At 61.3% G+C, this 25,617-nt stretch carries 19 protein-coding genes; 8 read left to right on the top strand and 11 right to left on the bottom strand.

The window, feature by feature from the left end; genetic code table 11:
- Nucleotide 1: 1 nt before the first annotated feature.
- Nucleotides 2–1,255, bottom strand: coding sequence for a SpoIIE family protein phosphatase (locus RV1423_RS02470; RefSeq protein WP_034292767.1), 1,254 nt, complete (start codon nt 1,253–1,255; stop codon nt 2–4).
- Nucleotides 1,256–1,472: 217 nt separating this feature from the next.
- A complete protein-coding gene (locus tag RV1423_RS02460) occupies nt 1,473–2,186 on the bottom strand; it encodes a TetR/AcrR family transcriptional regulator (RefSeq protein WP_034292763.1) in 714 nt (237 codons plus the stop codon).
- A gap of 286 nt (nt 2,187–2,472) precedes the next feature.
- Here RV1423_RS02460 and RV1423_RS02455 point away from each other — a divergent pair, with 286 nt between their 5' ends.
- From RV1423_RS02455 to RV1423_RS02445, 3 genes are read left to right on the top strand one after another with little or no spacing between them, the layout of a single operon-like run.
- Nucleotides 2,473–3,573 carry an efflux RND transporter periplasmic adaptor subunit gene (locus RV1423_RS02455; RefSeq protein WP_034292761.1) on the top strand — a complete coding sequence of 367 codons (1,101 nt, stop codon included), beginning with the start codon at nt 2,473–2,475 and terminating at the stop codon, nt 3,571–3,573.
- 18 nt (nt 3,574–3,591) lie between these two features.
- Nucleotides 3,592–6,714, top strand: a complete 3,123-nt coding sequence (locus tag RV1423_RS02450) for an efflux RND transporter permease subunit (protein WP_197034868.1) — start codon at nt 3,592–3,594, stop codon at nt 6,712–6,714.
- Nucleotides 6,714–8,168 carry an efflux transporter outer membrane subunit gene (locus RV1423_RS02445; RefSeq protein WP_034292759.1) on the top strand — a complete coding sequence of 485 codons (1,455 nt, stop codon included), beginning with the start codon at nt 6,714–6,716 and terminating at the stop codon, nt 8,166–8,168. The genes RV1423_RS02450 and RV1423_RS02445 overlap by 1 nt, the downstream gene beginning before the upstream one ends.
- A gap of 5 nt (nt 8,169–8,173) precedes the next feature.
- Here the strand turns inward: RV1423_RS02445 and RV1423_RS02440 are convergent, their stop codons facing one another.
- A complete protein-coding gene (locus RV1423_RS02440; RefSeq protein WP_081768651.1) occupies nt 8,174–9,856 on the bottom strand; it encodes a methyl-accepting chemotaxis protein in 1,683 nt (560 codons plus the stop codon).
- Nucleotides 9,857–10,334: 478 nt separating this feature from the next.
- On the opposite strand from RV1423_RS02440, the gene RV1423_RS02435 reads away from it, so the two are divergent.
- Nucleotides 10,335–11,816 (top strand): MDR family MFS transporter, encoded by a 1,482-nt coding sequence (locus RV1423_RS02435; RefSeq protein ID WP_034292756.1) that lies wholly within the window; start codon nt 10,335–10,337, stop codon nt 11,814–11,816.
- Nucleotides 11,817–11,932: 116 nt separating this feature from the next.
- Here RV1423_RS02435 and katG read toward each other — a convergent pair whose 3' ends face one another.
- From katG to RV1423_RS02415, 4 genes are all read right to left on the bottom strand, one after another.
- A complete protein-coding gene (gene katG / locus RV1423_RS02430; RefSeq protein ID WP_034292755.1) occupies nt 11,933–14,197 on the bottom strand; it encodes a catalase/peroxidase HPI in 2,265 nt (754 codons plus the stop codon).
- A gap of 172 nt (nt 14,198–14,369) precedes the next feature.
- The gene (locus RV1423_RS02425) at nt 14,370–15,809 is read right to left on the bottom strand and encodes an efflux transporter outer membrane subunit (RefSeq protein ID WP_034292753.1); all 1,440 of its coding nucleotides are present in this window, start codon (nt 15,807–15,809) and stop codon (nt 14,370–14,372) included.
- 7 nt (nt 15,810–15,816) lie between these two features.
- Entirely contained in the window at nt 15,817–17,358 is a 1,542-nt protein-coding gene (locus RV1423_RS02420) for an MDR family MFS transporter (protein ID WP_034292751.1), read from the bottom strand.
- A complete protein-coding gene (locus tag RV1423_RS02415) occupies nt 17,355–18,482 on the bottom strand; it encodes an HlyD family secretion protein (RefSeq protein ID WP_034292749.1) in 1,128 nt (375 codons plus the stop codon). The genes RV1423_RS02420 and RV1423_RS02415 overlap by 4 nt, the downstream gene beginning before the upstream one ends.
- A 95-nt stretch (nt 18,483–18,577) precedes the next feature.
- On the opposite strand from RV1423_RS02415, the gene RV1423_RS02410 reads away from it, so the two are divergent.
- Entirely contained in the window at nt 18,578–19,039 is a 462-nt protein-coding gene (locus RV1423_RS02410; protein ID WP_034292747.1) for a MarR family winged helix-turn-helix transcriptional regulator, read from the top strand.
- A 352-nt stretch (nt 19,040–19,391) separates the two neighbouring features.
- Here RV1423_RS02410 and RV1423_RS02405 read toward each other — a convergent pair whose 3' ends face one another.
- Nucleotides 19,392–20,717: an ABC transporter substrate-binding protein gene (locus RV1423_RS02405; protein ID WP_034292745.1), complete on the bottom strand. Its 1,326-nt coding sequence runs from the start codon at nt 20,715–20,717 to the stop codon at nt 19,392–19,394.
- A gap of 193 nt (nt 20,718–20,910) precedes the next feature.
- The gene (locus RV1423_RS02400) at nt 20,911–21,774 is read right to left on the bottom strand and encodes a class II aldolase/adducin family protein (RefSeq protein WP_034293105.1); all 864 of its coding nucleotides are present in this window, start codon (nt 21,772–21,774) and stop codon (nt 20,911–20,913) included.
- A 140-nt stretch (nt 21,775–21,914) separates the two neighbouring features.
- Between RV1423_RS02400 and RV1423_RS02395 the strand changes: the two genes are divergently transcribed.
- Complete coding sequence (locus RV1423_RS02395) at nt 21,915–22,814, top strand: LysR substrate-binding domain-containing protein (protein ID WP_034292743.1); 900 nt, start codon at nt 21,915–21,917, stop codon at nt 22,812–22,814.
- A 32-nt stretch (nt 22,815–22,846) separates the two neighbouring features.
- Here RV1423_RS02395 and RV1423_RS02390 read toward each other — a convergent pair whose 3' ends face one another.
- Entirely contained in the window at nt 22,847–23,245 is a 399-nt protein-coding gene (locus RV1423_RS02390; protein ID WP_034292741.1) for a hypothetical protein, read from the bottom strand.
- Nucleotides 23,246–23,339: 94 nt separating this feature from the next.
- Entirely contained in the window at nt 23,340–24,500 is a 1,161-nt protein-coding gene (locus tag RV1423_RS02385; protein ID WP_034292739.1) for a class I SAM-dependent methyltransferase, read from the bottom strand.
- A gap of 150 nt (nt 24,501–24,650) precedes the next feature.
- Here RV1423_RS02385 and RV1423_RS02380 point away from each other — a divergent pair, with 150 nt between their 5' ends.
- Both RV1423_RS02380 and RV1423_RS02375 read left to right on the top strand, forming a co-directional pair.
- Entirely contained in the window at nt 24,651–24,953 is a 303-nt protein-coding gene (locus tag RV1423_RS02380; protein ID WP_034292737.1) for a hypothetical protein, read from the top strand.
- An 11-nt stretch (nt 24,954–24,964) separates the two neighbouring features.
- Nucleotides 24,965–25,417 (top strand): universal stress protein, encoded by a 453-nt coding sequence (locus RV1423_RS02375; protein WP_034292735.1) that lies wholly within the window; start codon nt 24,965–24,967, stop codon nt 25,415–25,417.
- Nucleotides 25,418–25,617 lie beyond the last annotated feature (200 nt).

Genomic DNA, 25,617 nt, shown 5'->3' with positions numbered 1-25,617 from the left:
TCTATTTCCTGTTAGTAGATCCGCTCAAACGAAAACTGAAGAAAGTGAGATCATCGCGGCGACGCTGATGACCTTGATACGTCTTTTGTTCTTCCATGATCTTTTTACCGAATTCATGCATCGGCAAATGCCGGTAAGCCAGCATGGCATTGCGCAGGCGCTGCTTGCCGAATGCAATGTTCTTGGGACCGCCAATCTGGTCGATGATGCCGTCCGTCGCAGTCATCACGATCGCTCCGTCAACCAACTGCACGCGGCGGTTTGTCCACTGCATGTCGTCCGGCGTATCCACATAGCCGAGGCCGGTGCGTTCACCGTCGACGGTCTGCACTTTTTCATCGTCTGGCAGGAGCACCAGCAAGGACATTTTGGCACTGGCGCAAGTCAGTTGAGCGGTGGCCATCTCGAACCAGAAGAAACAGGCATCCATGCCGTCGTCCGACTCCGACAATTGCTCTGCCGTCGCATGCTGCCCCAGCACGCGCTTCATGCCGCGATTGACTTCGCTCATGACAAGGGCCGGGTCGCGCGGGCCATGCAATTCCAACGCCTGCTTCAGCGACGAGGAAGCAATCAGCGTGAGAAAGGCGCCGGGCACGCCGTGTCCCGTGCAGTCCGCCACCGCGGCGAACCAGCCGTCGGGAAAACACTCGAGGTGATAAAAGTCGCCGCCCACCACATCGCGCGGCTCCCATACCAGGCAGGCGTCGTCGAGTGCGCGCGCCATCGCCGTGCGCGAAGCGCTCAGCATGGCGCGCTGGATCACGCTGGCGTAGTCGATGCTCTGCATCACATGACGGTTTTTCTCCGCCTGCAACGCCACCATCATGCGCATCAATTCCAGGCCTGAACCCAGGCCGGAAAACTTGCCGCCATCCACGATCAGGAAGCCGTCCGCCAGCGTCTTGTCGCCGGATTCCACCGCCAGCGCGCCGAGCGTTTCAATGGTCGTATCGACTTCCACAATCAATGGATCCTTGTCCATGAATGCGATGCAGCTCTTCTTCTCGTAAAGCTCGCGATGGTAGGGCTTGGACATTTGCGACATGAAGATATTGCGGCTGATGAGTCCGATCGGGCGATCGTTCTCCAGCACCGGCAAGCTGATCAACTCGCGATGCCGGCCGAATACTTCCAGCACCTTGGCATTGTTCTCTTCGAAAGTGACGACAGGTACGGCAACTGCCAGAGCGCTGGCTGTAGGCTGCTGCAGATAGCTGCCGGCAACTGGCGCTAGATTGAAATCCGTATCCACTTAGTTCGCACCCCGATTAACAGCAAATTATTGTTTAATTTGCAATCGTAATAAAGTTGCGTGACAACGTTATGACAGCACTGAAAAAAAACATTGTCGACAGGCAATATCGCGGAACACGCGTCGAGTGCGGCAAAGGAAGCCTTGCTTTCGCGGGACAAAAATTGTCGTTTGCGAAGGAGGACGAGCAGCGTTTTCACAAACGCTGCGGCCATGTTTATTTGCGCTTGGAGGCAGCCGGCTTATTCCGAGTAGCGGCGCTCCCGCTCTTTGACGCAGCCGGTTTGGCAATCGCCTTCAATGCCTTGGGCGATGCCGGCGGCATGGCGATCGTTGCCTTTAGAAACCATGCCAGCACGGCTTCGGCGGTCTTGTCGTCGACCCGTTCGGGGTCGCAGCGATGCGCGAAACAAACGCCTTCACACAAGGCCATCAGGCCGATGGCGATTTGATGCGGAGGTGCGGCGGGCGGCGTATTGCTCAAGGTCGCGAAGGTGACGACAAACTCGGCGATCTGTTCGTGCCGCTCCCTGAGAAAAACGCTTAGCTTGTCGCGGAATTTATCATCGCGCGCGGCGACGATTTTCCCCTCTATCCACAACTGGCTGCACATGTCGTCGCGATAAAGGGTGCTGTAATACGCGGCAAGTTTTTCCAGCAACTCGGCCGGGTCGATCAACGGCCCTTGCAACAAACGGTGAAATTCGAGGTCTATTTCCGCGCTTTCCCGGCGCAGCAACTCCAGAAACAATTCGGTTTTGTCATTGAAGTTTGAATAGAACGCTCCCCGTGTATAGCCAGCAGCGGCGGCAATATCTTCGACGCTGGCGAGCGCGAATCCCTTTTGCAAAAAGACGGCATGCGACGCTTCAAGCAGGCGTTCTCTTGTCTGTTCTCGGCTTTGTTCGCGACTTAGGCGTTGGCGTGTCATGGCGTGATTTTAGCATCGCCACAATTCAAATACAATGTTGCATCTGGATTCATTAGTGTATTAGAATGCAAAAAATTCCCGTTTCGGGCATTTTGATTTCGTCGTATTGACAATGTTCGGAGCGATCGACGATCTGGACATCCCCTCCCCAGAAAGGAACGTCGTGAAGTTTGCCCATCATTCCCGCTCACCGCTGCCCCGGTCCGCTGCTCGTCTTCCGGCGCAGCTTGTTCCGCCCTCCAGGCGCGTTGCCGCGCCGATCCTGCTGCCGCTTGCCCTGGCAGTGATGCTCTCGCTGAGCGCCTGCCAGAAGGCCGCCGTCGTCGCGGATGCGCCGCGCGAAGTCGTGGTGTTGCCGGCGCAGGTGGACGGCAAAGCGGATGTGCTGACCTTGCCCGGCGAAGTGCAATCGCGCTTTGTCACGCCGATGTCGTTCCGGATTGCCGGTCAGGTGATCGAGCGGCGCGTCCATCTGGGCGACAGCGTGCGCAAGGGCGACGTCGTGGCGCGACTGGATCCGGCCGACGCCGATCACAATGCCGCCGGCGCCGAAGCCGAACTGGCGTCCGCGCGCGAACATTACGACGCCGCGGAAAAGCAATTCCAGCGCGACACCCGGCAGGCGCAAGACAAGCTGATCAGCGCCTTGCAGCTTGAGCAGACGCAGGATGCCTACGCGGCCGCCAAGGCGCAACTGAAAAGCGCGCAAGCGCGCGCCGCGGTCGCCGGCAATCAGCGCAGCTACACCGGGCTGATCGCCGAACACGACGGCGTGATCAGCGCCGAGCAGGCCAACACTGGCGAAGTGCTGGCAGCCGGGCAACCGGTTTTTTCGCTGGCTTGGTCGGGGGCGACCGATGTGACGACCGAAGTCTCCGAAAGCCAGGTCGCCAAAATCCGCGTCGGCGCACCGGCGACCATCAGACTGACTGCCATGCCGGATCGCACCTTGAACGGCCGTGTGCGCGAAGTCAGTCCGGCGGCCGATCCGCAGAGCCGCACCTACCGTGTCAAGGTGACGCTGGAGACGCAAGACCCGGCGCTGCGTCTGGGCATGAGCGGCGAAGTGGCGATCAACACCAGCGCCTCCGCCGCTGTTTCATCACAGGCATCGCAGCAGAACAAGAATCCTGCGACGGCCACCGTGATTCCCGCCACGGCGCTGTTCCATCAGGGCAACCGTCCGGCGGTCTGGATCGTGCGACCCGCCGACAGCAAGCTGGAATTGCGTCCGGTGACGGTCAGCGCCTATGGCGAACGCAGCGTGACCTTGAGTGACGGCATCGCCACAGGCGAGAAAATCGTGGTCCAGGGCGTGCACACGCTGACGGCAGGCGAACAAGTGAAAGCGATCGCGCCGCTGCATGCCGAGGACTTCGCACTATGAGCGCTCCCGGCCGTTTCAATCTGTCGGCAGCATCAGGCGCTGGTCACGTTCATCCTGGCGCTGGTGACCTTGCTCGGCATCGGTTCCTATTCGCGCCTGTCGCAATCGGAAGATCCGCCCTTCACTTTCAAGGTCATGGTCATCGAGACCGACTGGCCCGGCGCCACCGCCCGCCAGGTTCAGGAACAAATCACCGACCGCATCGCGCGCAAGCTGCAGGAAACGCCCGACGTCGATTTCCTGCGCAGCTATTCGCGCCCCGGACAATCGCAACTGTTCTTCACCATCAAGGACACCGCCCCCGCCGGCCAGGTGCCGAAAACCTGGTATCAGGTGCGCAAGAAAGTCGGCGACATAGCGGCGACCTTGCCCGGCGGCGTCAAAGGTCCCTATTTCAATGACGAATTCGGCGACGTCTATACCAACATCTATGCGCTCGAAGGCGACGGCTTTTCGCCGGCGCAGTTGCACGACTATGCCGATCAATTGCGCGGCGAACTGCTGCGCGTGCCCGGCGTCGGCAAGATCGATTATTTCGGCGACCGCAACCAGCACATCTACATCGACATTTCCAACGCGCAGATGACGCGGTTGGGCATCACTCCGCAACAATTGGGCGACCTGATCGGCGCCCAGAACGCCGTCGCCCCCGGCGGCCTCGTCACCACCGCCGACGACCGCCTGTATGTGCGCCCGAGCGGGCAATTCAACGACGTCAAGGCGATTGCCGACAAGATCATCCGCATCAACAACCGCAACTTCCGCCTCGGCGACATCGCCGCCGTCACGCGCGGCTACGACGATCCGCAAGAACAGCAAATGCGCGCCGACGGCAAGCCGGTGCTCGGCATCGGCGTCACCATGCAACCGGGCGGCGACGTCATCCGGCTCGGCAAGGCGCTCGACGAAAAGACCGACGCGCTGCGCACGCGGCTGCCGGCCGGCCTGAAGCTGACGGCCGTCGCCAGCATGCCCCACGCGGTGGAGAAGTCGGTCGACGATTTCCTCGAAGCCGTGGCCGAAGCGATCGCCATCGTGCTGGTGGTCAGCCTGCTGTCGTTGGGATTGCGCACCGGCATGGTGGTGGTGATCTCGATTCCCATCGTGCTGGCGGTGACCGCCCTGTTCATGTACATGTTCGACATCGGCCTGCACAAGGTGTCGCTGGGCACGCTGGTGCTGGCGCTGGGATTGCTGGTGGACGACGCCATCATCGCCGTCGAGATGATGGCGGTGAAACTCGAACAAGGCTGGAATCGCCGCCGCGCCGCCGCCTTCGCCTATACCAGCACGGCCTTCCCGATGCTGACCGGCACGCTGGTGACGGTGTCCGGCTTCCTTCCCATCGCGCTGGCGAAATCCGGCACCGGCGAATATACGCGTTCGATTTTTGAAGTCTCCGCGATTGCCCTGCTGCTGTCGTGGCTGGCGGCGGTCGTGCTGATTCCGTTGCTGGGCTTTCACATGCTCAAGGAAAAGCCGCACGCGCATGCCGGCAAGGACGACGACGCAATGGATCATCCGCACGCCGACCATGACGCCGAAGATCACGACCACGCGATTTACCAGACCCGCATCTACACGCGCCTGCGCAGCATGGTGTCGTGGTGCGTCCACTATCGCGGGCGCGTCGTGATCGTCACGGCGCTGCTGTTCTTCGGTTCCCTTGCCGCTTTCGGGCTGGTGCCGCAACAGTTTTTCCCGAGTTCGGACCGCCCGGAACTGCTGATCGATCTGCGCCTGCCCGAACGCGCCTCGTTTGAAGCAACGCAGCGCGAGGCGATGCGCATGGAAGCCGTCCTCAAGGGGCGTCCGGAAATCGACCACGTCATCAATTTCGTCGGCACCGGCGCGCCGCGTTTTTATCTGCCGCTGGACCAGCAACTGCCGAGCACCAACTTCGCGCAATTCGTGGTGACCGCCAAATCGGTGGAAGACCGCGAAAAGCTGGCGAAAGCGCTGGAAGCGCCATTGCGTGAACAATTCAGCGGCCTGCGCACGCGCCTGACGCGTCTGGAAAACGGCCCTCCGGTCGGCTTTCCCGTGCAGTTCCGCATCAGCGGCGAGAAAATCCCCGAGGTGCGCGCCGTCGCTGACAAGGTCGCCGCCGAAATCCGCAAGGAGTCGCGCGCCACGAATGTCCAGTTCGACTGGGACGAACCGGCGCAACGCTCCATCAGCTTCGAGATCGACCAGAAGCGCGTCGCCGAAATGGGACTGACCTCGCAGCAAGTGTCCAATTTCCTGGCCATGAATCTGTCCGGCTACAACGTCACCCAATACCGCGAACGCGACAAACTGATCAGCGTCGATCTGCGCGCTCCCCGCAACGAGCGCGTCAATCCTGCGCGCCTGGATTCGATGGCGATACCGACCGCGTTCGGCCCGGTACCGCTCAGTACGCTGGGCCGCATCCGCAACGAACTGGAATACGGCATCATCTGGGAGCGCGACCGCCAGCCGACGATCACGGTGCAGGCCGACGTGCGCGCCGGCGCCCAGGGCATCGACGTCAGCAATGCAATCGACGAAAAACTTGGCGCGCTGCGGCGCGAACTGCCGGTCGGCTATCGCATCGAGGTCGGCGGCCCGGTCGAAGAAAACGCCAAGGCGCAATCGTCGATTTCGGCGCAGATGCCGCTGATGGTCATCGCCGTGCTGCTGTTGCTGATGGTGCAGTTGCAAAGCTTCAGCCGCGTCCTGATCGTGGTGATGACCGCGCCGCTCGGCATGATCGGCGTGGTCGGCGCGCTGTTGCTGTTCCATCAGCCGTTCGGCTTCGTAGCCATGCTCGGCACCATTGCCATGCTCGGCATCATCATGCGCAACTCGGTGATCCTGGTCGATCAGATCGAGCAGGACATCGCCGCCGGTCGCGGCCGCCTCGACGCCATCGTCGGCGCCACCGTGCGGCGCTTCCGGCCGATCACGCTGACCGCCGCCGCCGCGGTGCTGGCGCTGATACCGCTGTTGCGCAGCAATTTCTTCGGTCCGATGGCGACTGCGCTGATGGGCGGCATCACCATCGCGACCGTACTGACCCTGTTTTATCTGCCCGCGCTGTACGCGCTCTGCTACCGGGTCAAGCCGGATGAAACCGGCCCAGCCAATTCCACCATTCCGCCAGAAGGGAGCCGCTGATGCGCGCCGCTGATTTTCACTCTCCCCGCTATGCGCTGTGTCTCGTTGCGCTGGCCCTGTCGGGTTGCGCTCTCGGTCCGAAAGGCATTGCCCCCGACATGCCGCAACCGGCGCACTATGGCGTCGAAGCTGCTCCTGCGGAAACAGGTCCGGCCAACGCTCCTCAGAAATTCGTGCTGGGCGCACGGCCGGTGCCGGCCTGGTGGGAAGCCTATCGCTCGGCCGAGTTGTCCGCCTGGGTCAACGAAGCGCTGGATAAAAACTACTCCCTCTCGCAAGCGATGCACAACCTGGCCGGCGCCCGCGAGCAATTGCGCGCGCAAGTCGGCGAATCGACGTTCCCCAGCATCGACGCCACCGTCCAGTCCAACCGGCAACGCGCGCTCGGGCTGCCGAATCTGGGACCGCAGACCAATCTGTATAACGTCTTCGCCGGTCAACTGGACATCAGCTACACCTTCGATCTGTTCGGCGTCGAACGCTACGCCAACTCGGCGCTCGCCGCGCAAGTCGACGCCCAGTCCTACCAGCTTGACGCCGCTCGCCGCGCGCTGGCTGCCAATGTCGTCATCGCCGCCATCAACGGCGCGGCGCTGCGCGCGCAGGTCGAGACGACGGAACGGCTGGTGTCGCTTGCCGATGCCGATGCGACGGAAATGCAGCGTCGCCTCGAACTCGGCTCCGCCTCGCGCGGCGACCTGCTGAATGCCCAGGCCAATGCCGACGCCTTGCGCGCCACGCTGCCCGGCTTGCACACGCAATGGCAAGCTGCCCGCCATATGCTGGCCGTCCTGATGGGCCGCACTCCCGACGCTGCACCGCCCGACCTCGATCTCGCCGCCCTGACGCTGCCTGACCGCGTGCCGGTGAGCATTCCTTCCGAGTTGTTGCGACAGCGTCCCGACATCCTCGCAGCAGATGCGGCATTGAAAGTGGCCGCCGCCCAGGAAGCACTGGCTACGGCCGAAATGTTCCCCAGCCTGTCGCTCACCGCCTCCTTCGGCCAGGCCGGCTTCACCTGGCCCACATCCATCGCTTCCAGCGGCGCCGTGTGGGGCATCGGCGCTTCGCTGACGCAGCCGCTGTTTCATGGCGGCGCCCTCCAGGCAAGGCGTCGCGCCGCGCAAGATGCCTATCGGGCGTCGGAAGACAATTATCGTCAAACGGTACTTAACGCGTTCCAGAATGTCGCCGACAGCCTCAGCGCCCTGACCCACGATGCCGACACCTTGGCGGCGGCAGCCGGCGCGCGGCAGCGCAATGAGCAATACTGGCGCGACGCTGAACGACGTGCGGAATTCGGCGCCATTGCGCCCAGCGCCGTGCGTTCGGGAGAAAAGCAATTCCAGAACGCCAGGCTGACGGAGATTCGCGCCGTGGCGACGAGGTTGGCAGATACGGCATCGTTGTTCCAGGCAATGGGGATGCCGTTGGCGAATGAGAAAAACCCGTGAGATCCTTAACCTTGCCCTGTTGAAAAAGCCGGCTTCTTTGCAGGCTTCGCCGTTTGCAGTCTGGGCAACATAGGCGTGATATCGCGGATTTGTTCATGCCCCGTCGATATCTGGATCTGAGGTCCGGTCTTTGTCGGATCGAGTTTGAAAATGCTGACCACGTCGGACAACTTGCTTGCTTGTTCCTGCATTGACTGGGCTGCTGCGGCAGCTTCTTCGACCAACGCGGCGTTTTGTTGAGTAACCTCGTCCATTTGCGTGATGGCAAGGTTGATCTGTTCAATGCCGTCGCTTTGCTCCTGGCTCGCGGATGTGATCTCTCCGACAATGTCCGTGACGCGTTTGACGCTATTGACGACATCATTCATCGTCGAGCCGGCCTGCGCCACCAGCTTGCTGCCGGTATCCACTTGCGTGACGGAACTGTCGATCAGAGATTTGATCTCCTTGGCGGCAGTAGCCGAGCGTTGTGCAAGGCTGCGCACTTCCGTCGCCACCACGGCAAAGCCTCGGCCCTGCTCGCCTGCGCGAGCTGCTTCCACGGCGGCATTCAAGGCAAGAATATTCGTCTGGAAAGCAATGCCGTCAATCACACTGATGATATCCACGATCTTTTTGGATGAGGCATTGATCGACCCCATGGTTTCCACCACCTGGCTGACCACGTTGCCTCCGGCCATGGCCACCTCGGAAGCGGAGACCGCCAATTGATTCGCCTGGCGTGCGTTATCCGCATTTTGCTTCACTGTGGAGGTGATCTCTTCCATTGCCGACGCAGTTTCTTCCAGCGAACTGGCTTGTTGTTCGGTTCGGGACGACAAGTCCAGATTGCCGCTGGCAATCTGACCGGAAGCCGTAGCAATCGTATCGGTGCCGGCACGCACCTGGCCGACAATCTCTGCAAGACGATTGCGCATTACGCGAATGGATGCAATCAGACTGGTTTGATCGCCCTGGCGAATGGTGATCGAGCGCGCAAGATTGCCGCTAGCAATGTCGCTGGCGATGGACATTGCATAGTCAGGTTCACCGCCCAGTTGACGAATGATGCTACGGGTGATCAGCAACGCCGCAATCAGACTTAGTGCAAACGCCGCTGTGCTGAGCGTGACCAACAACACGGACGCATTGTGGTAGGTTTCCTGACTTTCTGCGACAGTGTCGTCCATCAGGGAACGCTGATAGTCCGATAGCTGTTTGAGCGATTCAAACATCGCGGCTTGTTTGGTGCGCATGGCGCCGAAGATCAGCTTGTTGGCATCGTCGGCATCCTTCTTTGCCAGCAACGTGAGTAGATTTCCCTGTTCGACGTAATACTCCGAGCTCGACTGTTTCAGCGCCGCCATCAGCTTCTTGCCTTTTTCGCTGGTGATGGCGTCACTGAGCTTTTGCAAGGTTGCGGTATTTTCCTCCCGGGCTTTCTTTATCCGGGCCAACTCTTGCGATGTCATGGTCTCGTTGCCGGACAAGGCCACGTTTCTCACTGCGCGGGCTATCAGGTTGATGTTATTGGATATCGAGTCGACCAACACGGTCTTGGCATATCTGTCGCTGACCAGGAAATTGACGTTGTCGTTCAAGACGGACAGGCGGGTATAGCTAAAAAGGGCAATCCCGAGCAGAAGGATCAGAGTCAATCCGAAACCAAGGTAAAGCCGGCTGGATACTTTCATGCTGGATAGATTCATGACATTACTCCCCTGGAAACGATACGGTGCGACATGGATAATTCGATTTATAACTACTGCATAAAATACAATACCCTTCAAACAATACCCACTTCACGTTACAGAAATACAACGAGATTCCATAGAGAAATAACGGTGAATAATCTTCGGTATGATGCGGCAACTCTATAGGAAAATTCCACGCTCCCCTATCAGGAAGTTCCTTGTTGTCATAAGACATTTGTCCCCCCGTTACTAAAGGCGGGACGCAGCTCTGACGATGACCTCAGGTCAATACGGGTGCGGGTGCCACTCTGCGAGATAAGCCTCGATCCGGCTTCTGATGTTTGCAAGCTTGTCAGGGTCAGTTTTTGTTGCACCTCGGCACGTTTCCCTGAGACACGGCATAATGCGGCACAAGCCATCCATCTGACCGCAATTGCTTAGGCCGCCGCAACTCCCCTTGTGGTGGATCAGGCAACGCCCCTACACCGACGCCATGTCCGAATCACATCAATCCAACCGCCCGCTCGTCATCGCTGCAGTGATGGCCTCGATGGCGATGGTCGCACTTGAAGCCACCATCGTCGCAACCGCAATGCCGCAAATCGTCACGCAACTCGGCGGGCTGCATCTCTATAGCTGGGTCTTTTCCTCGTTCCTGCTCACGCAGACCGCGATGACGGTAGTCTTCGGCAAGCTTTCCGATCTCTATGGCCGCAAGCCGGTGATGTTGGCCGGCATCGCGATCTTCCTGGTCGGCTCGATACTGGCCGGCTTCGCCTGGTCGATGCCGGCGATGATCGTGTTTCGCCTGATCCAGGGCGTCGGCGCGGGCGCCATCCAGCCTGTCGCCATGACCATCGTCGCCGATCTCTATCCGGCCCGGGAACGCGGCAAGGTACAGGGTTATCTCGCCAGCGTCTGGGCGATTTCGGCAGTGCTGGGCCCCTTGGTCGGCAGCCTGATCATTCACGATATGTCGTGGGCCTGGATTTTTTGGCTGAACGTGCCGATCGGACTGGCATCCGCGGTCGGCTTCACCGTGTTTCTGCGCGACAGCGACAGACATGGCAAGCCGTCGCTCGACATTCCGGGCGCCGTGCTGTTTACCGCCGCGATCGGGGCGCTGATGCTGGCCTTGACCGACGCCGGCGCGTCCAATATGGAGCGGGCGTTGTCCGAGTTGGCGGTATTCGTCGCCTGTACCGTATTGTTCGTCTGGCAGGAGCGGCGCGCGGCAGATCCCATGGTGTCGTTCAGCATATGGGGCCATCGCCCGATCGCGGCGGCAAATTGCGCGACGGTGTTCGTCGGCATGGCGATGATGGGGTTGACGACGTTCCTGCCGGTGTATGTGCAAGGCGTGCTGCATCGTACTCCGGTCGTTGCCGGTCTGGCGCTGACGATGATGATGGTCGGCTGGCCGCTCGGCGCAACCATGACGGCGAAATCGCTGCATCGTTTCGGGTTGCGGCAGTTGATGATGTTCGGCAGCGGCATCATCCCGCTGGGCGCTCTGTTCTTTGTGCTGCTGACGCCCGATAGCCCGGCGGTGCTGGCCGGCATGGGCTCGCTGGTCATGGGACTCGGCATGGGTATTGCCAGCATCAGCTCGCTGGTGCTGATCCAGGAAATCGTGGAACCCGTCCAGCGCGGCAGCGCCACGGCGTCGAACCTGTTCTCGCGCAATCTGGGAAATACGCTCGGTGCGACGCTGTTCGGCGCGGTGCTCAACTACGGACTTGCCCATACGTCAGGCGCGGTCACGATCACCGCCGACCAGATCAAGCAACTGCTCGACGCGCAGGCCGCCGGCGGCCTGCAGAACACGCTGGTGCGGCTGGCCTTGCATCATTCGTTGCACATCACGTTCCTGGTCATGTTCCTGATTGCTGTGGCGATTCTGCTCGCCGCGATGGTCGTGCCTCCTGTTTCCCTCAGGCAGGCGGTGCAAGTGTCCGCGCATGACGGGCTTTGATGCGGCGCCTCTCCTCTGAAGAAGCGCGAGTCGTGAAGACGGCAAAATAAAAGCGGCGAATCACAGGATTCGCCGCTTTGCCAGGGAATAAGACTTCCAGGGCGCCCTCTCCAAGATCACCTGAGGTCGAAACGATCAAGATTCATTACCTTGGTCCAGGCCGCCACGAAATCATGGACAAACTTCGCCTGCGCATCGGCGCTGCCGTAGACCTCCGCCAGCGCGCGCAACTGCGAGTGCGAACCGAATACCAGATCGACTCGCGTGCCGGTCCATTTGATTGCACCGGTCTTGCGGTCGCGTCCTTCGAACATATCCCCGGACTCCGACAACGCCGTCCACTGCGTACCCATGTCAAGCAGGTTCAGGAAGAAGTCGTTGGACAATACCCCGGGACGCTCAGTGAACACGCCGTGCCTGGTTTGGCCGACATTGGCCCCCAGAACTCGCATACCCCCCACCAACACGGTCATCTCAGGAGCCGTCAAGGTCAGCAACTGGGCCTTGTCAATCAACAAAGCCTCGGCCGGGATGCTGTACCGGCCTTTGAGGTAGTTCCGGAAACCATCGGCGATCGGTTCAAGCGGCGCGAATGAATCGACGTCGGTTTGCTCCTGCGTTGCGTCAGTTCGTCCGGGAGTGAACGGCGCCGTCACCGCATGACCGGCATTCTTTGCCGCCTGCTCGACGCCCGCGCAACCGGCCAGCACGATCAAATCCGCCAGCGAGACCTTCTTGCCGCCGGACTGCGCCGCGTTGAAGTCGCTCTGAACAGCTTCAAGAATCTTGAGCACTTTGGCCAGTTGTTCGGGCTGATTGACGGCCCACTCCTTCTGCGGAGCAAGGCGAATGCGTGCGCCATTGGCGCCGCCGCGCTTGTCCGAACCGCGAAAGGTAGACGCGGATGCCCACGCCGTCGACACCAATTGCGACACGGACAATCCCGACGCCAATACCTTGGCCTTCAGTGCGGCGACGTCCTTATCGTCAACCAATGCATGGTCCACGGCAGGAACCGGATCTTGCCAGATCAGCGCTTCAGCCGGCACCTCGGGCCCCAGATAACGCGCGTGCGGCCCCATGTCGCGATGGGTCAGCTTGAACCAGGCCCGGGCGAAGGCATCGGCAAATTCGTCGGGATGGGCATGAAAGTGCCGCGAGATTTTTTCGTAGGCCGGGTCGAAGCGCAAAGACAGATCGGTAGTCAACATGGTGGGCGCATGGCGCATGGACGGGTCGTGCGCATCCGGAATGACGCCCGCGCCGGCGCCGTTCTTCGGCGTCCATTGATGCGCGCCGGCCGGGCTCCTGGTCAATTCCCACTCATAACCGAACAGGTTTTCGAAGAAGTGGTTGCTCCACTTTGTCGGCGTCTGGGTCCAGGTCACTTCCAGGCCGCTGGTAATCGCGTCTTTTCCCACGCCGGTGCCGAAGCTGCTCTTCCATCCAAGTCCCTGCTGCTCAAGACCTGCCGCTTCGGGCTCGCGTCCCACATGCTTCGCGTCGCCGGCGCCATGGGTCTTGCCAAAGGTGTGGCCGCCGGCGATCAACGCAACGGTTTCCTCATCGTTCATCGCCATACGGGCAAAAGTTTCGCGGATATCATGCGCCGCGGCAATCGGATCTGGATTGCCTTCCGGACCTTCGGGGTTCACGTAAATCAACCCCATCTGCACCGCAGCGAGCGGATTTTCCAGGTTGCGTTCCTGGCTATCGGTACGGTCCTGTTCTTTACCGTGCAAGTCCGCGTCGGCGACGATCTCTCCCGTGTCGTCACCGGGCTTGCTCTTGCCATAACGCGCGTCTCCGCCCAGCCAGGTGCTCTCGGTTCCCCAATAGACATCCTGGTCGGGTTCCCACACGTCTTCGCGGCCCCCGGCGAAACCGAAGGTCTTGAAACCCATCGTCTCCAGCGCGACGTTACCCGTAAGAATCATCAGGTCGGCCCAGGAAATCTTCCGGCCGTACTTTTGCTTGATTGGCCAGAGCAGCCGCCGGGCTTTATCCAGGCTGACGTTATCCGGCCAGCTATTGAGCGGCGCAAAGCGCTGTTGCCCCCGTCCGGCGCCGCCGCGGCCATCGCCGATGCGATAGGTGCCGGCGCTATGCCACGCCATACGGATAAACAGCGGACCGTAATGGCCGAAATCGGCCGGCCACCATTCCTGCGAATTGGTCATCAGCGCGGCAAGATCCTTCTTCACTGCGGCAAGGTCGAGGCTCTTGAATGCCGCTGCATAGTCGAAATCCGGATCCATCGGATTGGATTTCGACGAATGCTGCGCCAGGAGATCCAGCCGCAACTGCTTTGGCCACCAGTCGCGGTTCGTGGCGCCGCCGCCGGCGGCATGATTAAAAGGGCACTTGGCTTCATTCGACATGAGACATCCTCCTTGGATTGATCCGGCAGCATCACCCTGACGTGGGCAGGGATAAATATCTGCCAGATGGTAGCACCGCAGGTATCGGGGCGGAAATTGAATTTCCCGATAACGGTCAAAGCCAAAGACTAAGAATGATGGATGCCCGACACGATCTTGCCGCCGGCCGCAATCAACTGCTCCAACCGAGCCCGAGCGCTTTCTGGATGCCGACGAAGCTGCGGGTCAAGGCAGCTTCGGCCTGCGACAGGTTCTGCTGCGCGGAGATCTGTTGCCGTGTCGTGTCCAGCACGTCGATCAGTGTTCCCGTGCCTGCGCTGTAACGCTGCTGCGCCAGTTCCAGCGCGCGGTCGGCGGATGCCTTGGTGCGTGCGACCGTGGCGACGGTCACGCGCCCATAACGGAAGCGCGAGAGCGAATCCTCGGCGTCGCGCAAAGCTTCCAGCACCGATTGCCGGTACTTCATCTCCGCTTCGTCGCGTACGCGCTCTGCTTGCGTGACGCGCGCCTTGGCGCGGCCGAAGTCGAGGAAATTCCAGCTCAGCATCGGCGCCGCCACGGCGGTGAAGTCATCCAGCCTGGTCAGGTCGGAAGGATGTGCGCCGCCCAAACCGATGAGGCCGAACAGTTTCAGGCTGGGATAGCGGGCAGCTTCGGCCTGGCCGATCTTGGCAGTGTCCGCGGCCAGGGTGCGTTCCGCCGCGCGAATATCGGGCCGCCGCCGCAGCAACGTCGCCGGATCGCCCACCGCCACCTGCGCAGGCGGCAACGGCAGCGGCGAGGCGTCGGTGGACGCGAGCACGTCGTCCAATGTTCCCGGCTCCTGCCCCGCCAGCGTCGCCAACTGGTTCAGGTAAGCATCGAGGTCCGCCCGCAATGGCGCCTGGTCGCTGCGCGTGCCGTCGAGCTGGTTTTGCACGCGGATCAGGTCGAGATTGGAAGCGGTGCCGCGCTCCAGGCGCTGGCGCGTCAGCGCCGCCATCTGCTCTTGCGCTCGGATCGACTCATCGGCAAGCCGGATGCGCCGCTGGCGGTCGCGCAGGTTGATGTAGGCATTCGCCACTTCCGCCTCAAGGCTGACCTGAACGTCGGCCAGCGAAGCTTCCGCAGCCTCGGCGGTGGCGCCGGCAGCCTCGACCGAACGGCGATGGGCGCCAAACAGGTCCGCTTCCCATGTGGCATCAACACCGAGGCTGTACAAATTCACGTTGACGGGAGAGTCGGAGGTGCCCGACGAACCCGCCAGATTGATGGGCGGCAGGCGTGCGTGTCCTGCCAACCCTGAAGCGCCGACGCTCGGCTGTGCATTGGCTTGCTCCAGGCTAAGCGCTGCGCGCGATTGTTGCAGACGCGCCTTGGCGATGCCGAGGTTGGGATTGGCCGCCAGCGCCCGTTGCACCAGATCGTTCAGCACCGGATCGCCCAATGCTTCCCACCAGCGGTTGACGGGCGCCTCGGCGTTGGCGGCATCCTGGGCGCGCACGAAGCGGCCGGCCTGCGTTGCTTGCGGCGCGGCATCCGGCGGTCCGGCATACTCCGGGCCGAGCGCACAGCCGGCCAGGGTCGCGACAGATGCAAGGGAAAGGAGACGAATGAGAGGAAGTGTTCGCATGATATTTTCAGTGAGTCGTAACCGGCGGGGCACTGGTCGGCAAAGGCCGCAGAAACAATACCAGCGGCGAGATGCAAAGGATGGCCACACCCAGCAGCCAGAACAGATCGGCGTAGGTCATGGTGAGCGCCTGCGCCTGGATGGTGGTGCCGAGCATCTGCATGGCGGTGTCCTGGCCGCCCAGCAGATGCGCCTGCGCAGCCATGCTCGATTGCACCAGCTCGGAATTGGCATGCATGCTCTCCTCCAGGCGCCGGCTGTGCAGCCACAAGCGCTGGTCCTGGATCACGGCGATGCTGGCCAGTGCCAGCGAACCGCCGAGATTGCGCGCGGCGCTATAAATTCCCGCCGCGTCGCCCGCCTGCGAAGCCGGCACCGAGCGGATCGCCGCCTGGTTCAGGAACAGCATCGCCAACACCGTGCCGAGGCCGCGCAAGAGCTGCGACGCCACGAAGGAGCCGCCGTACGACAAGGGACTGAGGTCGGTTTCGAGGAAGGCGCTCACGGCCAGCAGCAACATGCCGGCGCCGACCGCGAGCCGGATGTCGACCGTGCGCATGAGCATCGGCGCGAACGGCATCATCAGGATCATCGGCACGCCGGATAACAGTACGATCACGCCCGACTGCAGCGAGTTGTAGCCGGCGATGCCGGAGAGGAATTGCGGGATCACGTAAGCCGTGCCGTACAGCGCGACGCCAACCATCATTGCCATCATCGCCACCGAACCGAACTGGCGGTCGCGCAACAGCCGCAACTGGATCACCGGATGCCTGGCGCGCAACTGGCCGATGCCCAGCAGGACGAATCCCGTCAGCGACACGGCGGCGAGCCAACGGATATCGGGCGAGGAGAACCATTGCTCGCGCTCGCCCTCCTCCAGCACCACCGTCAGCCCGCCGAGACCGAGCGCCATGCCCAGGATGCCGAACCAGTCGGCCTCGGCCAGTTGTTCCAGTTTGGGCCGTACATACGGCACCGCCACCAGCAGCAACGTGATCAGCGCAATGCCGACCGGCACGTTGATGAAGAAGGCGTAGTGCCAACTGACGTTCTCGGTCAGCCAGCCGCCCAGCACCGGCCCGAGCACCGGCCCGAGGATGGCCGTGGCGCCGAACATCGCATTGCCGACCGGCTGCTGTGCGCGCGGCAGGCGCGTCGCGATGATGGTCATCGCGGTCGGGATCAGCGCGCCGCCGGTAAAGCCCTGTCCGATGCGGCCGACGATCATCATCGGCAGCGTGCTCGACAAACCGCACATCACCGAAAACAGCGTAAACAGACTGGCCGCAGCCAACAGGAGCGTGCGCAGGCCGAGCAACTTTTCCAGCCACGACGACAGCGGGATGATGATGATTTCCGCCACCAGATAGGCGGTGGCAATCCAGGTGCCCTCCGTGCCGCTGGCGCCGATTTCGCCCTGGATGGTCGGCAGCGAGGAGTTGACGATGGAAATATCCAGCGTCGCCATCAAGGCCCCGAGCGTGCCGGCGGCCACCGCCAGCCATGCGCCGGCGTCGGCTTTCTGGGCTTCAGGTGTAGCGCTCAATGAACCTGCTCCTTGGCGCCGGTGTCGACTTCCGCCGTCACCGACAGCCCGGCGACGAAGACCTTGCGATCCTCCGCCGACGCATCGACGGCGATACGCACCGGCACGCGCTGGACGATCTTGGTGAAATTGCCGGTCGCATTCTGCGGCGGCAGCAATGAGAATTGCGCGCCGGTGCCGGGCGAAATGCTATCCAGGTGTCCTTGGAATCTGGCGCCCGGCAAGGCGTCGATCCTGATCGTCACCGGCTGGCCGGTGCGCATCATGCCGATCTGGGTTTCCTTGAAATTGGCAATCACGTAGAAATCGGTCGGCACCACCGTCATCATGCGCGTGCCGGCCGACACGAACTGGCCGACCCGCACCTGCTTGTCGCCGACCTTGCCGGCGACGCTGGCGCGCACTTCGGTGGCGCCGAGATTGACGTTGGCCGCGTCATATTGCGCCCGCGCCGTCTCACCCTGGGCTTGCGCCTGGCGGATCTGCGCCTCGATGGAGTGCATGCGCAATTGCGACGCCTCCAGCGCAGCGCGGCGCGACGCCACCGTCGATTTGGCCTGCGCCGCCTGATTGCGCAACGTGGTCAGGCGCTCGCGGGTCTCCGCGCCGCTTGCCGCCAGCGGCGTATAGCGTTCCACTTCCGACGCGGCGTAGCGCGCATCTTCTTCGGCCGACGCCAGTTGCGCCTGGGCCTGGGCGATCGCGGCCTTCTGTTCCTGCAACTGCGCCTTCGACGCATCTTCGCTGGCGGCGGCGGCATCGATCTGCGCCTTCGACTGCGAGGACTGGGCGGCGTAGTCGCGCGGATCGATGCGCACCAGCGGCTGGCCGGCCTTCACATCCTGATTGTCAGCCACATACACATGCTCGACATAACCCGAAACCTTGGGGGCGACGGTGACGCTGTCGGCATAGACAAAGGCATCGTTCGTGCTTTCCAGGTACTTGCCGCGCAACTGGTAATAAACGAACCACGCGGCAACCAGCAACAGCGCCGCCGTCAACAGCGCGCGAAGCACGAATCGCGCGCGCGGATTCAGCCTCTTCTTTGGTTTGTCGTCCTTCAACTCTGCTTCGGGAGGGTTTTGCTTCGCATCGGAGCGATTGTCTACCGCGTCGGTCATGTTTGATTTATCCTGAACTGGTGTCATTGGTGAGCCAGAAACAAGCTCGCCGGCAAATTAATGAGGTACCATATAATATGGTACAAAGAGAAAACATGTCTACCACCTTTACAAACGACTACACCAAGGCAGCCGAAGCGTTGCGCGATTTCTACGTGCGCTCGCACCGCGCGCTCGACAAGCTCATGGCGGGACAAGGCGCTACGATTGCGCGCATCAAAATAATGAGTTGCATCCAGCGCGACGGCAAAGCGCGCTCGACCGATCTGGCGGAAGCATTCGGTTTCGCACCGCGCACGATCACGGAAGCGATAGACGGCCTGGAACGGGACGGACTTGTCGAACGGATAACGGATGCCGCCGACCGCCGCGTCAAATACATTTCTTTGACTGAGTTGGGAAAAGAAGTGCTGAGCACATCCGAGCCCGTGCGCAAACGCTTCGGCGCTCAGCTTTTTGAAGTACTGAGCGAGAAAGAGATTGCCCAACTGGCAGAACTGCTGGGGCGGCTCAATGAGCGTTTGCTGGAGTTGGAGGACGGTTGCCGGGACGAGTAGACATAAACTCAGGATGCTCAGAATGCGCTAAGCAAATCAGCGGATTCGCGGTCGGCGTGGAGGGCGGGTCGAAATTGGTCAACTTCAGTCTGGAGTCTGTCACGTTCAGTGAAAAATAAAACGGCCTCGTCGCCAGGCCCTGTCGTGAAGCATCGGAAGCCCGGCGATCTCGACCGGAAGCTCATCGTGGCAAGATTGCGCCACTAAAATCAACATTATTCGACCTCCTGACGACTGCAATCAGCCAGAAGCGGCGGCGCGTCCATTTCTATTGAAGTTTCATTCCGCACTGCATCGGCAATCCCCCTCCTTGTCCCGACCTGTACCGGGACAAGGAAATGTTTCATCCGGATCAGGTTTTGTAAAACCGCTTGGCCCGCTCCGCCGCCCTGTCGATTGCCTGCTGCACCGTCTTGGAGCCGCTGGCGGCTTCCGCCACCATGTCGACGATCACATAGTCCGCCAGACAGGCCGCCGACGCTTGCCCCAGCGGGCCGGCATGACCATGGTCCAGCATCAGCGAGGCGGCGTCGCGGTACGGCGTGGCCTTGGGGTCGGCAGTCCAGACCGGGTTCTTTTCGTAGGCCCTGAGCGGCTGGCTGACGTAGCCGATGGCGGCCTTCATCCATGGATTGAACTGGTCCGGCTCCATCATGAACTGCATGAAGGCCTTGGCTGCATTGGGGTACTTGGTGTGCCTGAAAGCCATCATCTGGGTGAGCTGCATCAGTTCGGTCGGCTTGCCGGAAACGCCGATCGGGTAATGCGCGTGCTGGGTGTCGCGGGCCAGTTCCTGCAGTTTGGGGTCGGTCGAATTCTTGGCGGCGTAATAGATCGAGATGCCGTTGTTCGTCAGGCTGATCTGGCCGTCGAGATAGGCCTTGTTGTTGGACGGGTCTTGCCAGGACAGCGTGCCTGGCGCCATGGTCTGGTAAAGCTGCTTGCCGTACTCCAGCGCGGCGCGCGTCTCGGCCGAATTGATGACGACGTTGCCGTGCTCGTCGACCAGCTTGCCGCCGTGTGCCCACAGTAACCAGTGCGCATAGTTGTTGGCGTCGCCGACCGCCTTGCCGTGGGCGAAGCCGACCGGCGTGTTCCTGGCCTTGAGCGCCTGGGCCATCTTGAGAAAACCGGGCAAATCCTTCGGCACGGCCTCGAAACCGGCCGCCTTGAGCTGGCTGTCGCGATACACCAGGCAAATGCCGATCACGCCAAGCGGAATCGCGATCCATTTACCGTTGCTCTTGCCGTATTTCTGGAATACGTCGTACCAGCCGCCGTAACGGTTGCCGAGCGAGGTCGCCAGGTCGGTGACATCGATCAGCTTGGTCGGGTATTGATGCGGGTCGTCGAACCAGCCCAGCACGATGTCGGGGCCGCTGCCAACGTTGGCAGCCACCGCAGCCTTGGGCCGAACGTCTTCGAAACCTTCGCTGTCGGTGCGTACCGCCACCCCGGTCAGTTCGGTGAATTTCCTGACATTCTCGTTCCACAAATCCTCATCGCCCTGGACGAAACGCTTCCAGCGCAAGACGCGCAGGGTCGCGCCTTTTTCTATCGGGTAGTCGATGCCGCCGGGTGCGGTCGGGGCGGCGAATGCCGCGTTCCCCAACGTCGAGGCGGCCGCCGCGGATGCTGCGCCGGCGATCAGAAATTCGCGTCTGCTTAACTTCGTCATGTCTCCTGCTCCTTGTGTTAGAACGGATGGGTCCGCGTGCGCGCGGTTATATGGTTTGACGTATCAGGACGGCGGTGATGCAAGTGGTCTGGGGCGGCGATCTCCTTTCAGCGGCAGTGGTTGATGCAACGGCAAATGCCGGCCATGGAAAATGGCCGGCATCCTTGCCTCGATGCAAAGACAGGAAGCAAAACTAGTCGAACATGTCCGGACTGGTCTGCGCCAGTTGTTCATAAATCGGCTGGAAGTGCAGCCAGCCGATGAACGAGTTGCCGACGTTTTCACGACTGTAGCGGGCGCGCTCCGGCGACACCATGGTCGGCTTGATGCCGGTGGCTTCGACCATGAGCTGGACCTGGCAGCAGCGTTCCAGCGCGATGAACCAGAACGCGGCATCCTCGATGCTGTGGCGGCTGGCGGTGAACAAGCCGTGATTCTGGTGGATTGCGGCCTTGTTCTTGCCGAAGGCGGCGGCAACCGACTTGCCGGCTTCGGTCTTGACGGCGACCGCGCCGGCCTCGGCGGTGATAACCACGTGATCTTCAAAGAACACCGCCGCATCCTGGGTAATCGGATCCAGCGGCCGTCCCAGCGCCGCCCACGCGGTGCCGTACACGGTATGCGCGTGGCACATGGCGACGATATCCTGGTGCATCTCGTGGACGGCGGCGTGCAGCACGAAACCGGCGCGGTTCAACGCATACGAGCCCTGCACCACCTGGCCATGATGGTTGGCGAGGATCAGGTTGGACAGCTTGACCTGCGAGAAATGCACCGCCATCGGGTTGGTCCAGTACAGGTCCGGGAACTCCGGATCGCGCACCGTCAGGTGTCCGGCGAAACCGTAGTCGAGGCCATGCAGAGCAAACGCGCGGCAAGCGGCGACCAGGCGCTCCTTGCGATGCTGGCGTTCTTCGGCGTGGGTGGCGAATACCGGGACTTCGGGGAATTTCAGACCCTGCTGCTCGGGCTGATAGACCGACACCCGGGGATCGGAAGCATTGAGGGCGCTGTAGGACGCGGCCGACTGCGCCGCGCGTTCGGCGATATCGATCATCATTGCTGGTCTCCTGAATTGATGTGTTGATACGTTTTTCGATGGACCGATCATCCCAAGAAGGCCTCCGCTTTGACAAATGACGAGTATTCACAATATGATGAATCTGATTCACCTCATGAACGGATGCCGGGGCCGCAATGCGAAAACTTCCGAGTTTCTTTTCCTTGCGCGCCTTTGAAGCCGCCGCCCGCCTGCAAAGTTTTGCACTCGCCAGCGAAGAACTGCATTTGTCCCCTTCGGCGATCAGCCATCAGGTGCGCGGCCTGGAAACCTATTTCGGCAAACCCCTGTTCACCCGTTCGTTTCGCCGCGTCGAACTGACCGCCGACGGCCGCCGCCTGCTCGATCAGTTGTCGGTCGCCTTCGACCTGATGGAAGCCGCCTGCGAAGAACTCGGACCGGTGCGCCGCAGCGATGCGCTGGCGGTGCATTGTTCGCCCAGCTTCGCCACCAAATGGCTGGGGCCGCGCCTGCCGCGCTTCATGCAGCAATATCCCGACATCAACATCAGCATGTCGTCCGGCGCAGAACCGATGGATCTGTTGCGCCATGAAGAACTAGACCTGACCATCGCCTACGGCAGCGCGCCGCAACGCGCCGGCATCGTCAGCGAAGCGATCGGCTCGGAAACCATCGTGCCGCTGTGCGCACCGGCGTTGCTCAAGGACAAACCTGCGCCGACGCTGGCCGACATCGCAGCCATGACGCTGATCCAGTCGACGCTTAACCCGGTGCGCTGGAGCGACTGGTTCGCGCTGAACGGCATGAAACTCCCGCCCGGACGGCCGATGCCGTCCTTCGACCGCGCTTCATTGGCGCTGGCGGCGGCAGTCAACAGCGTCGGCATCGCATTGGAAAGCACGCGTCTGGCGGAACAGGAAATCGCCAACGGCGAACTGGTGCGGCTCGATGGGGGAGAATTGAAATCAGTCCTGCGCGAGACGCATTTTCTCAGCTATCGCGAGGGGGAGAAGAACAGCAAGAAGATCGTGCGCTTCCGCGACTGGATCTTCTCGCAGGTGGAATTAAATCGATGATAAACAATAAGTTGGAAGCGATCTCAGAGAAATCACTTCCACTCCAGAATGGCGTTTTTCTTGTCCAGCCAGTGCACCTTGACAGTCGATGCGTTGACTTTGCGTCCCGCACAAGCGCTCGCCGCCAACGCGAACGGCGTGTCGTAATAGCGACCGTCGTTGGATGAACGCATGCGCGTCTGCGGCGCGTTCTGCGCCAGCCAGTCGGCGGCGTTGGTGCGCATGTAGATCATGCAGGCGCTGCCGCTGGTGTCGGCCACTTCGCACCTGCAGGTATTGGCGCTGGTGGTGACGACGGGCTGCTCAGGCTCGGGGCGCTCGTAGCCGTATGGGTAGGGAAGACGGTCGCGCGGCTGCGCCGACGCTGCGCCCGCCGCGCCCAGCGCCAGCAGCAAGCCGGCGAACAGAGAGGGGAAGGAAATCGCTTTCATTGGCATGCCTTTCCGACAATAAAATTAGTCGTTTCAATCACAAAAATCCAATAAATCACATTAAAAATAATTGGTAATTATATGTTTTTATTGATTATTTCGTTTTCAAGCACCACAACGACGTCACTTCCTTCGCGCGTGCGGCATGCAGCGGATCTTCGGCATCGCTGGCGCGCGGGTGGCGCGGCTTGATGTCCTGTTTTCCGGCGACCTGCAGTCCTGCCTTGTCGATCATCGCCAGCAAATCCTCGCGCGAACGCAAACCCAGATGCTCGGCAAAATCGGACAGGATCAGCCAGCCTTCCCCGCCCGGCGTCAAATGCGCCCCGAGACCGTCGAGAAAACCGCGCAGCATGCGGCTGTCGGGATCGTAAACGGCATATTCGATGGGCGAACTCGGCTTGGCCGGGACCCACGGCGGATTGCAGACCACCAGCGGCGCCCGCCCCGGCGGAAACAGGTCGGCCGTGACAAGCTCTACCCGTTGTGCGACGCCGAGCCGCGCCAGATTGTCTGCTGCGCATTCCAGCGCACGCGGATTCTGGTCGGTGGCGACGATGCGTTTGACGCCGCGTCTGGCCAGCACCGCCGCCAAGACGCCGGTGCCGGTGCCGATGTCGAACGCCAGGTCGGTGGCTGGCAAGGTAGCTTGCGCAACCAGGTCGACATATTCGCCGCGCACCGGCGAGAACACGCCGTAATAGGGATGGATGTCGGCGCCCAGCGCAGGCACCGGCACGCCCTTCTTGCGCCATTCATGCGCGCCAATCAGGCCGAGCACTTCGCGCAATGAAACCACGCTGGCTTCGCCGCCCTGCCCATATGCTTCCATGCAAGCCTGGCTGACGTCGGGCGCACGCCGCAAGGGAATGCTGTAGTCGGCCTCCAACGGCAACAAGAGCATGCCGAGGATGCGCGCGCGCTGAGCCTGGGCCTGGCGGTGCTGATGGAATGCCTGGGTTGCCGAGACAGGCGCCGGCGGTTTCTCCGGCGCCTTGGCCGCCTTGCCGGATTTGCGTTCCGACTTCTTGTCGATGCGGCGCGCCAGCGCCTGCAACAGTTGGCGGGCGTTCTGGTAATCGCCGCGCCAGAGCAAACCGGTGCCTTCGCAGACCAGTTTGTAGGCGACATCCGCCGATATGCGGTCATCGGCGAGAGCGACATGTTTGGGTGCAGAATTGCCGGCTTCGGAGCGCCAGCGGGCAGAACAATTTTCCCCTGCTTCGGTCCAGCTTATAACGGGGTGATCGTTCATTTCGGTGCTTTCTTGGGTGAGTGACTGAATGGAATGCCGCAGTGTAACAAATGTGCGGTACCCTTCTTTCTCAGCACAATATCCCCACATCTCTTATGATGGCCTATCAGATAATCAACAACCATCATCATCAACCCTCCTGGAGTCAACATGTCCGATCCCATCCTGCGCCAAGACGATGCCAACCACGTACGATTGAAGCAGATCCTCGCCGAACTGGAAGTGGAGTTGCAGAAAATTTCCGCCGATAGTCCGCAGGCCGAGAACCTGAAAAACGATTTCTCCGCCCTCAAGAGCCACCTGGACACCCCCGAAGTGCAGACGCATGTACTGCGCGAGCACATCGGCAAGACCCGCAACTCGGCCCAGGAACTCATGGATTCGGTGGAAGGCGCCATCCTCAAGGACAGTCCTTACATCGCAGAACTTGGCCGTATCCTGGGCATGATCTAGAAAGGCAATGCATGTACGCAAAGATCCTCGTCCCCGTTGACGGCAGCACAACGGCCAATCAGGCGCTGGACGAAGCAATCAAGCTGGCCCATGCACTAGGCAGCACGATCGAGGCGCTTTATGTCGTCGATAATAGCCACCTGCTGTACGACACCGGCTTTACGCCCTCGGCCGACATACACGGCGCCGTCGTCGATGCCGGCCAGGCCATCCTGGACGAAGCAAAGGCGCGCATCGTTGCGACAGGACTGCAGGGCGATACGCGCATGGTCGAGAGCCAGTCGACACCGGGCGATGTGCCCGGCGCCATCCTCAAGGCTGCCAAGGACAGCAAGGCCGAACTGGTCGTGATCGGTTCGCACGGGCGCACCGGTTTTCGCCGCCTGGTGCTGGGCAGCGTCGCCGAGAAAGTGATGCACCAGTGTCCTTTGCCGGTCTGGATCATCCGCGGCAAGGAAGCCTGAAACGCCAATGAAAACCGCCCTGACTCCGGGCTAATGCCATTCAGCTCAGTTCATCACAACCTGTCGTCCTGACGAAAGTCAGGACCCAGCGTCGTACCGGACGTCATCACGACACTGGGTCCCCGTGTGCGCAGGGACGATGGTTGGGAAAATAGGTCTGACTGAACGGCATTAGCCCGGAGTCAGGGCGGTTCTCATGT

It is taken from the genome of Herbaspirillum sp. RV1423 (assembly GCF_000577615.1).
In the GTDB taxonomy this organism is placed as follows: Bacteria; Pseudomonadota; Gammaproteobacteria; order Burkholderiales; family Burkholderiaceae_D; genus Herbaspirillum.
Note: the sequence above shows the minus strand (reverse complement) of the source record. Positions and strands in the feature narration are given on the sequence as shown.

Bases quoted from the DNA above. Each gene is read 5' to 3' on its own strand.
- RV1423_RS02460 (WP_034292763.1), bottom strand. From the start codon at position 2,186: ATGACACGCCAACGCCTAAGTCGCGAACAAAGCCGAGAACAGACAAGA.
- RV1423_RS02455 (WP_034292761.1), top strand. From the start codon at position 2,473: ATGCTCTCGCTGAGCGCCTGCCAGAAGGCCGCCGTCGTCGCGGATGCG.
- RV1423_RS02445 (WP_034292759.1), top strand. From the start codon at position 6,714: ATGCGCGCCGCTGATTTTCACTCTCCCCGCTATGCGCTGTGTCTCGTT.
- RV1423_RS02440 (WP_081768651.1), bottom strand. From the start codon at position 9,856: ATGAATCTATCCAGCATGAAAGTATCCAGCCGGCTTTACCTTGGTTTC.
- RV1423_RS02435 (WP_034292756.1), top strand. From the start codon at position 10,335: ATGTCCGAATCACATCAATCCAACCGCCCGCTCGTCATCGCTGCAGTG.
- katG (WP_034292755.1), bottom strand. From the start codon at position 14,197: ATGTCGAATGAAGCCAAGTGCCCTTTTAATCATGCCGCCGGCGGCGGC.
- RV1423_RS02425 (WP_034292753.1), bottom strand. From the start codon at position 15,809: ATGCGAACACTTCCTCTCATTCGTCTCCTTTCCCTTGCATCTGTCGCG.
- RV1423_RS02415 (WP_034292749.1), bottom strand. From the start codon at position 18,482: ATGACCGACGCGGTAGACAATCGCTCCGATGCGAAGCAAAACCCTCCC.
- RV1423_RS02410 (WP_034292747.1), top strand. From the start codon at position 18,578: ATGTCTACCACCTTTACAAACGACTACACCAAGGCAGCCGAAGCGTTG.
- RV1423_RS02405 (WP_034292745.1), bottom strand. From the start codon at position 20,717: ATGACGAAGTTAAGCAGACGCGAATTTCTGATCGCCGGCGCAGCATCC.
- RV1423_RS02400 (WP_034293105.1), bottom strand. From the start codon at position 21,774: ATGATCGATATCGCCGAACGCGCGGCGCAGTCGGCCGCGTCCTACAGC.
- RV1423_RS02395 (WP_034292743.1), top strand. From the start codon at position 21,915: ATGCGAAAACTTCCGAGTTTCTTTTCCTTGCGCGCCTTTGAAGCCGCC.
- RV1423_RS02390 (WP_034292741.1), bottom strand. From the start codon at position 23,245: ATGAAAGCGATTTCCTTCCCCTCTCTGTTCGCCGGCTTGCTGCTGGCG.
- RV1423_RS02385 (WP_034292739.1), bottom strand. From the start codon at position 24,500: ATGAACGATCACCCCGTTATAAGCTGGACCGAAGCAGGGGAAAATTGT.
- RV1423_RS02380 (WP_034292737.1), top strand. From the start codon at position 24,651: ATGTCCGATCCCATCCTGCGCCAAGACGATGCCAACCACGTACGATTG.
- RV1423_RS02375 (WP_034292735.1), top strand. From the start codon at position 24,965: ATGTACGCAAAGATCCTCGTCCCCGTTGACGGCAGCACAACGGCCAAT.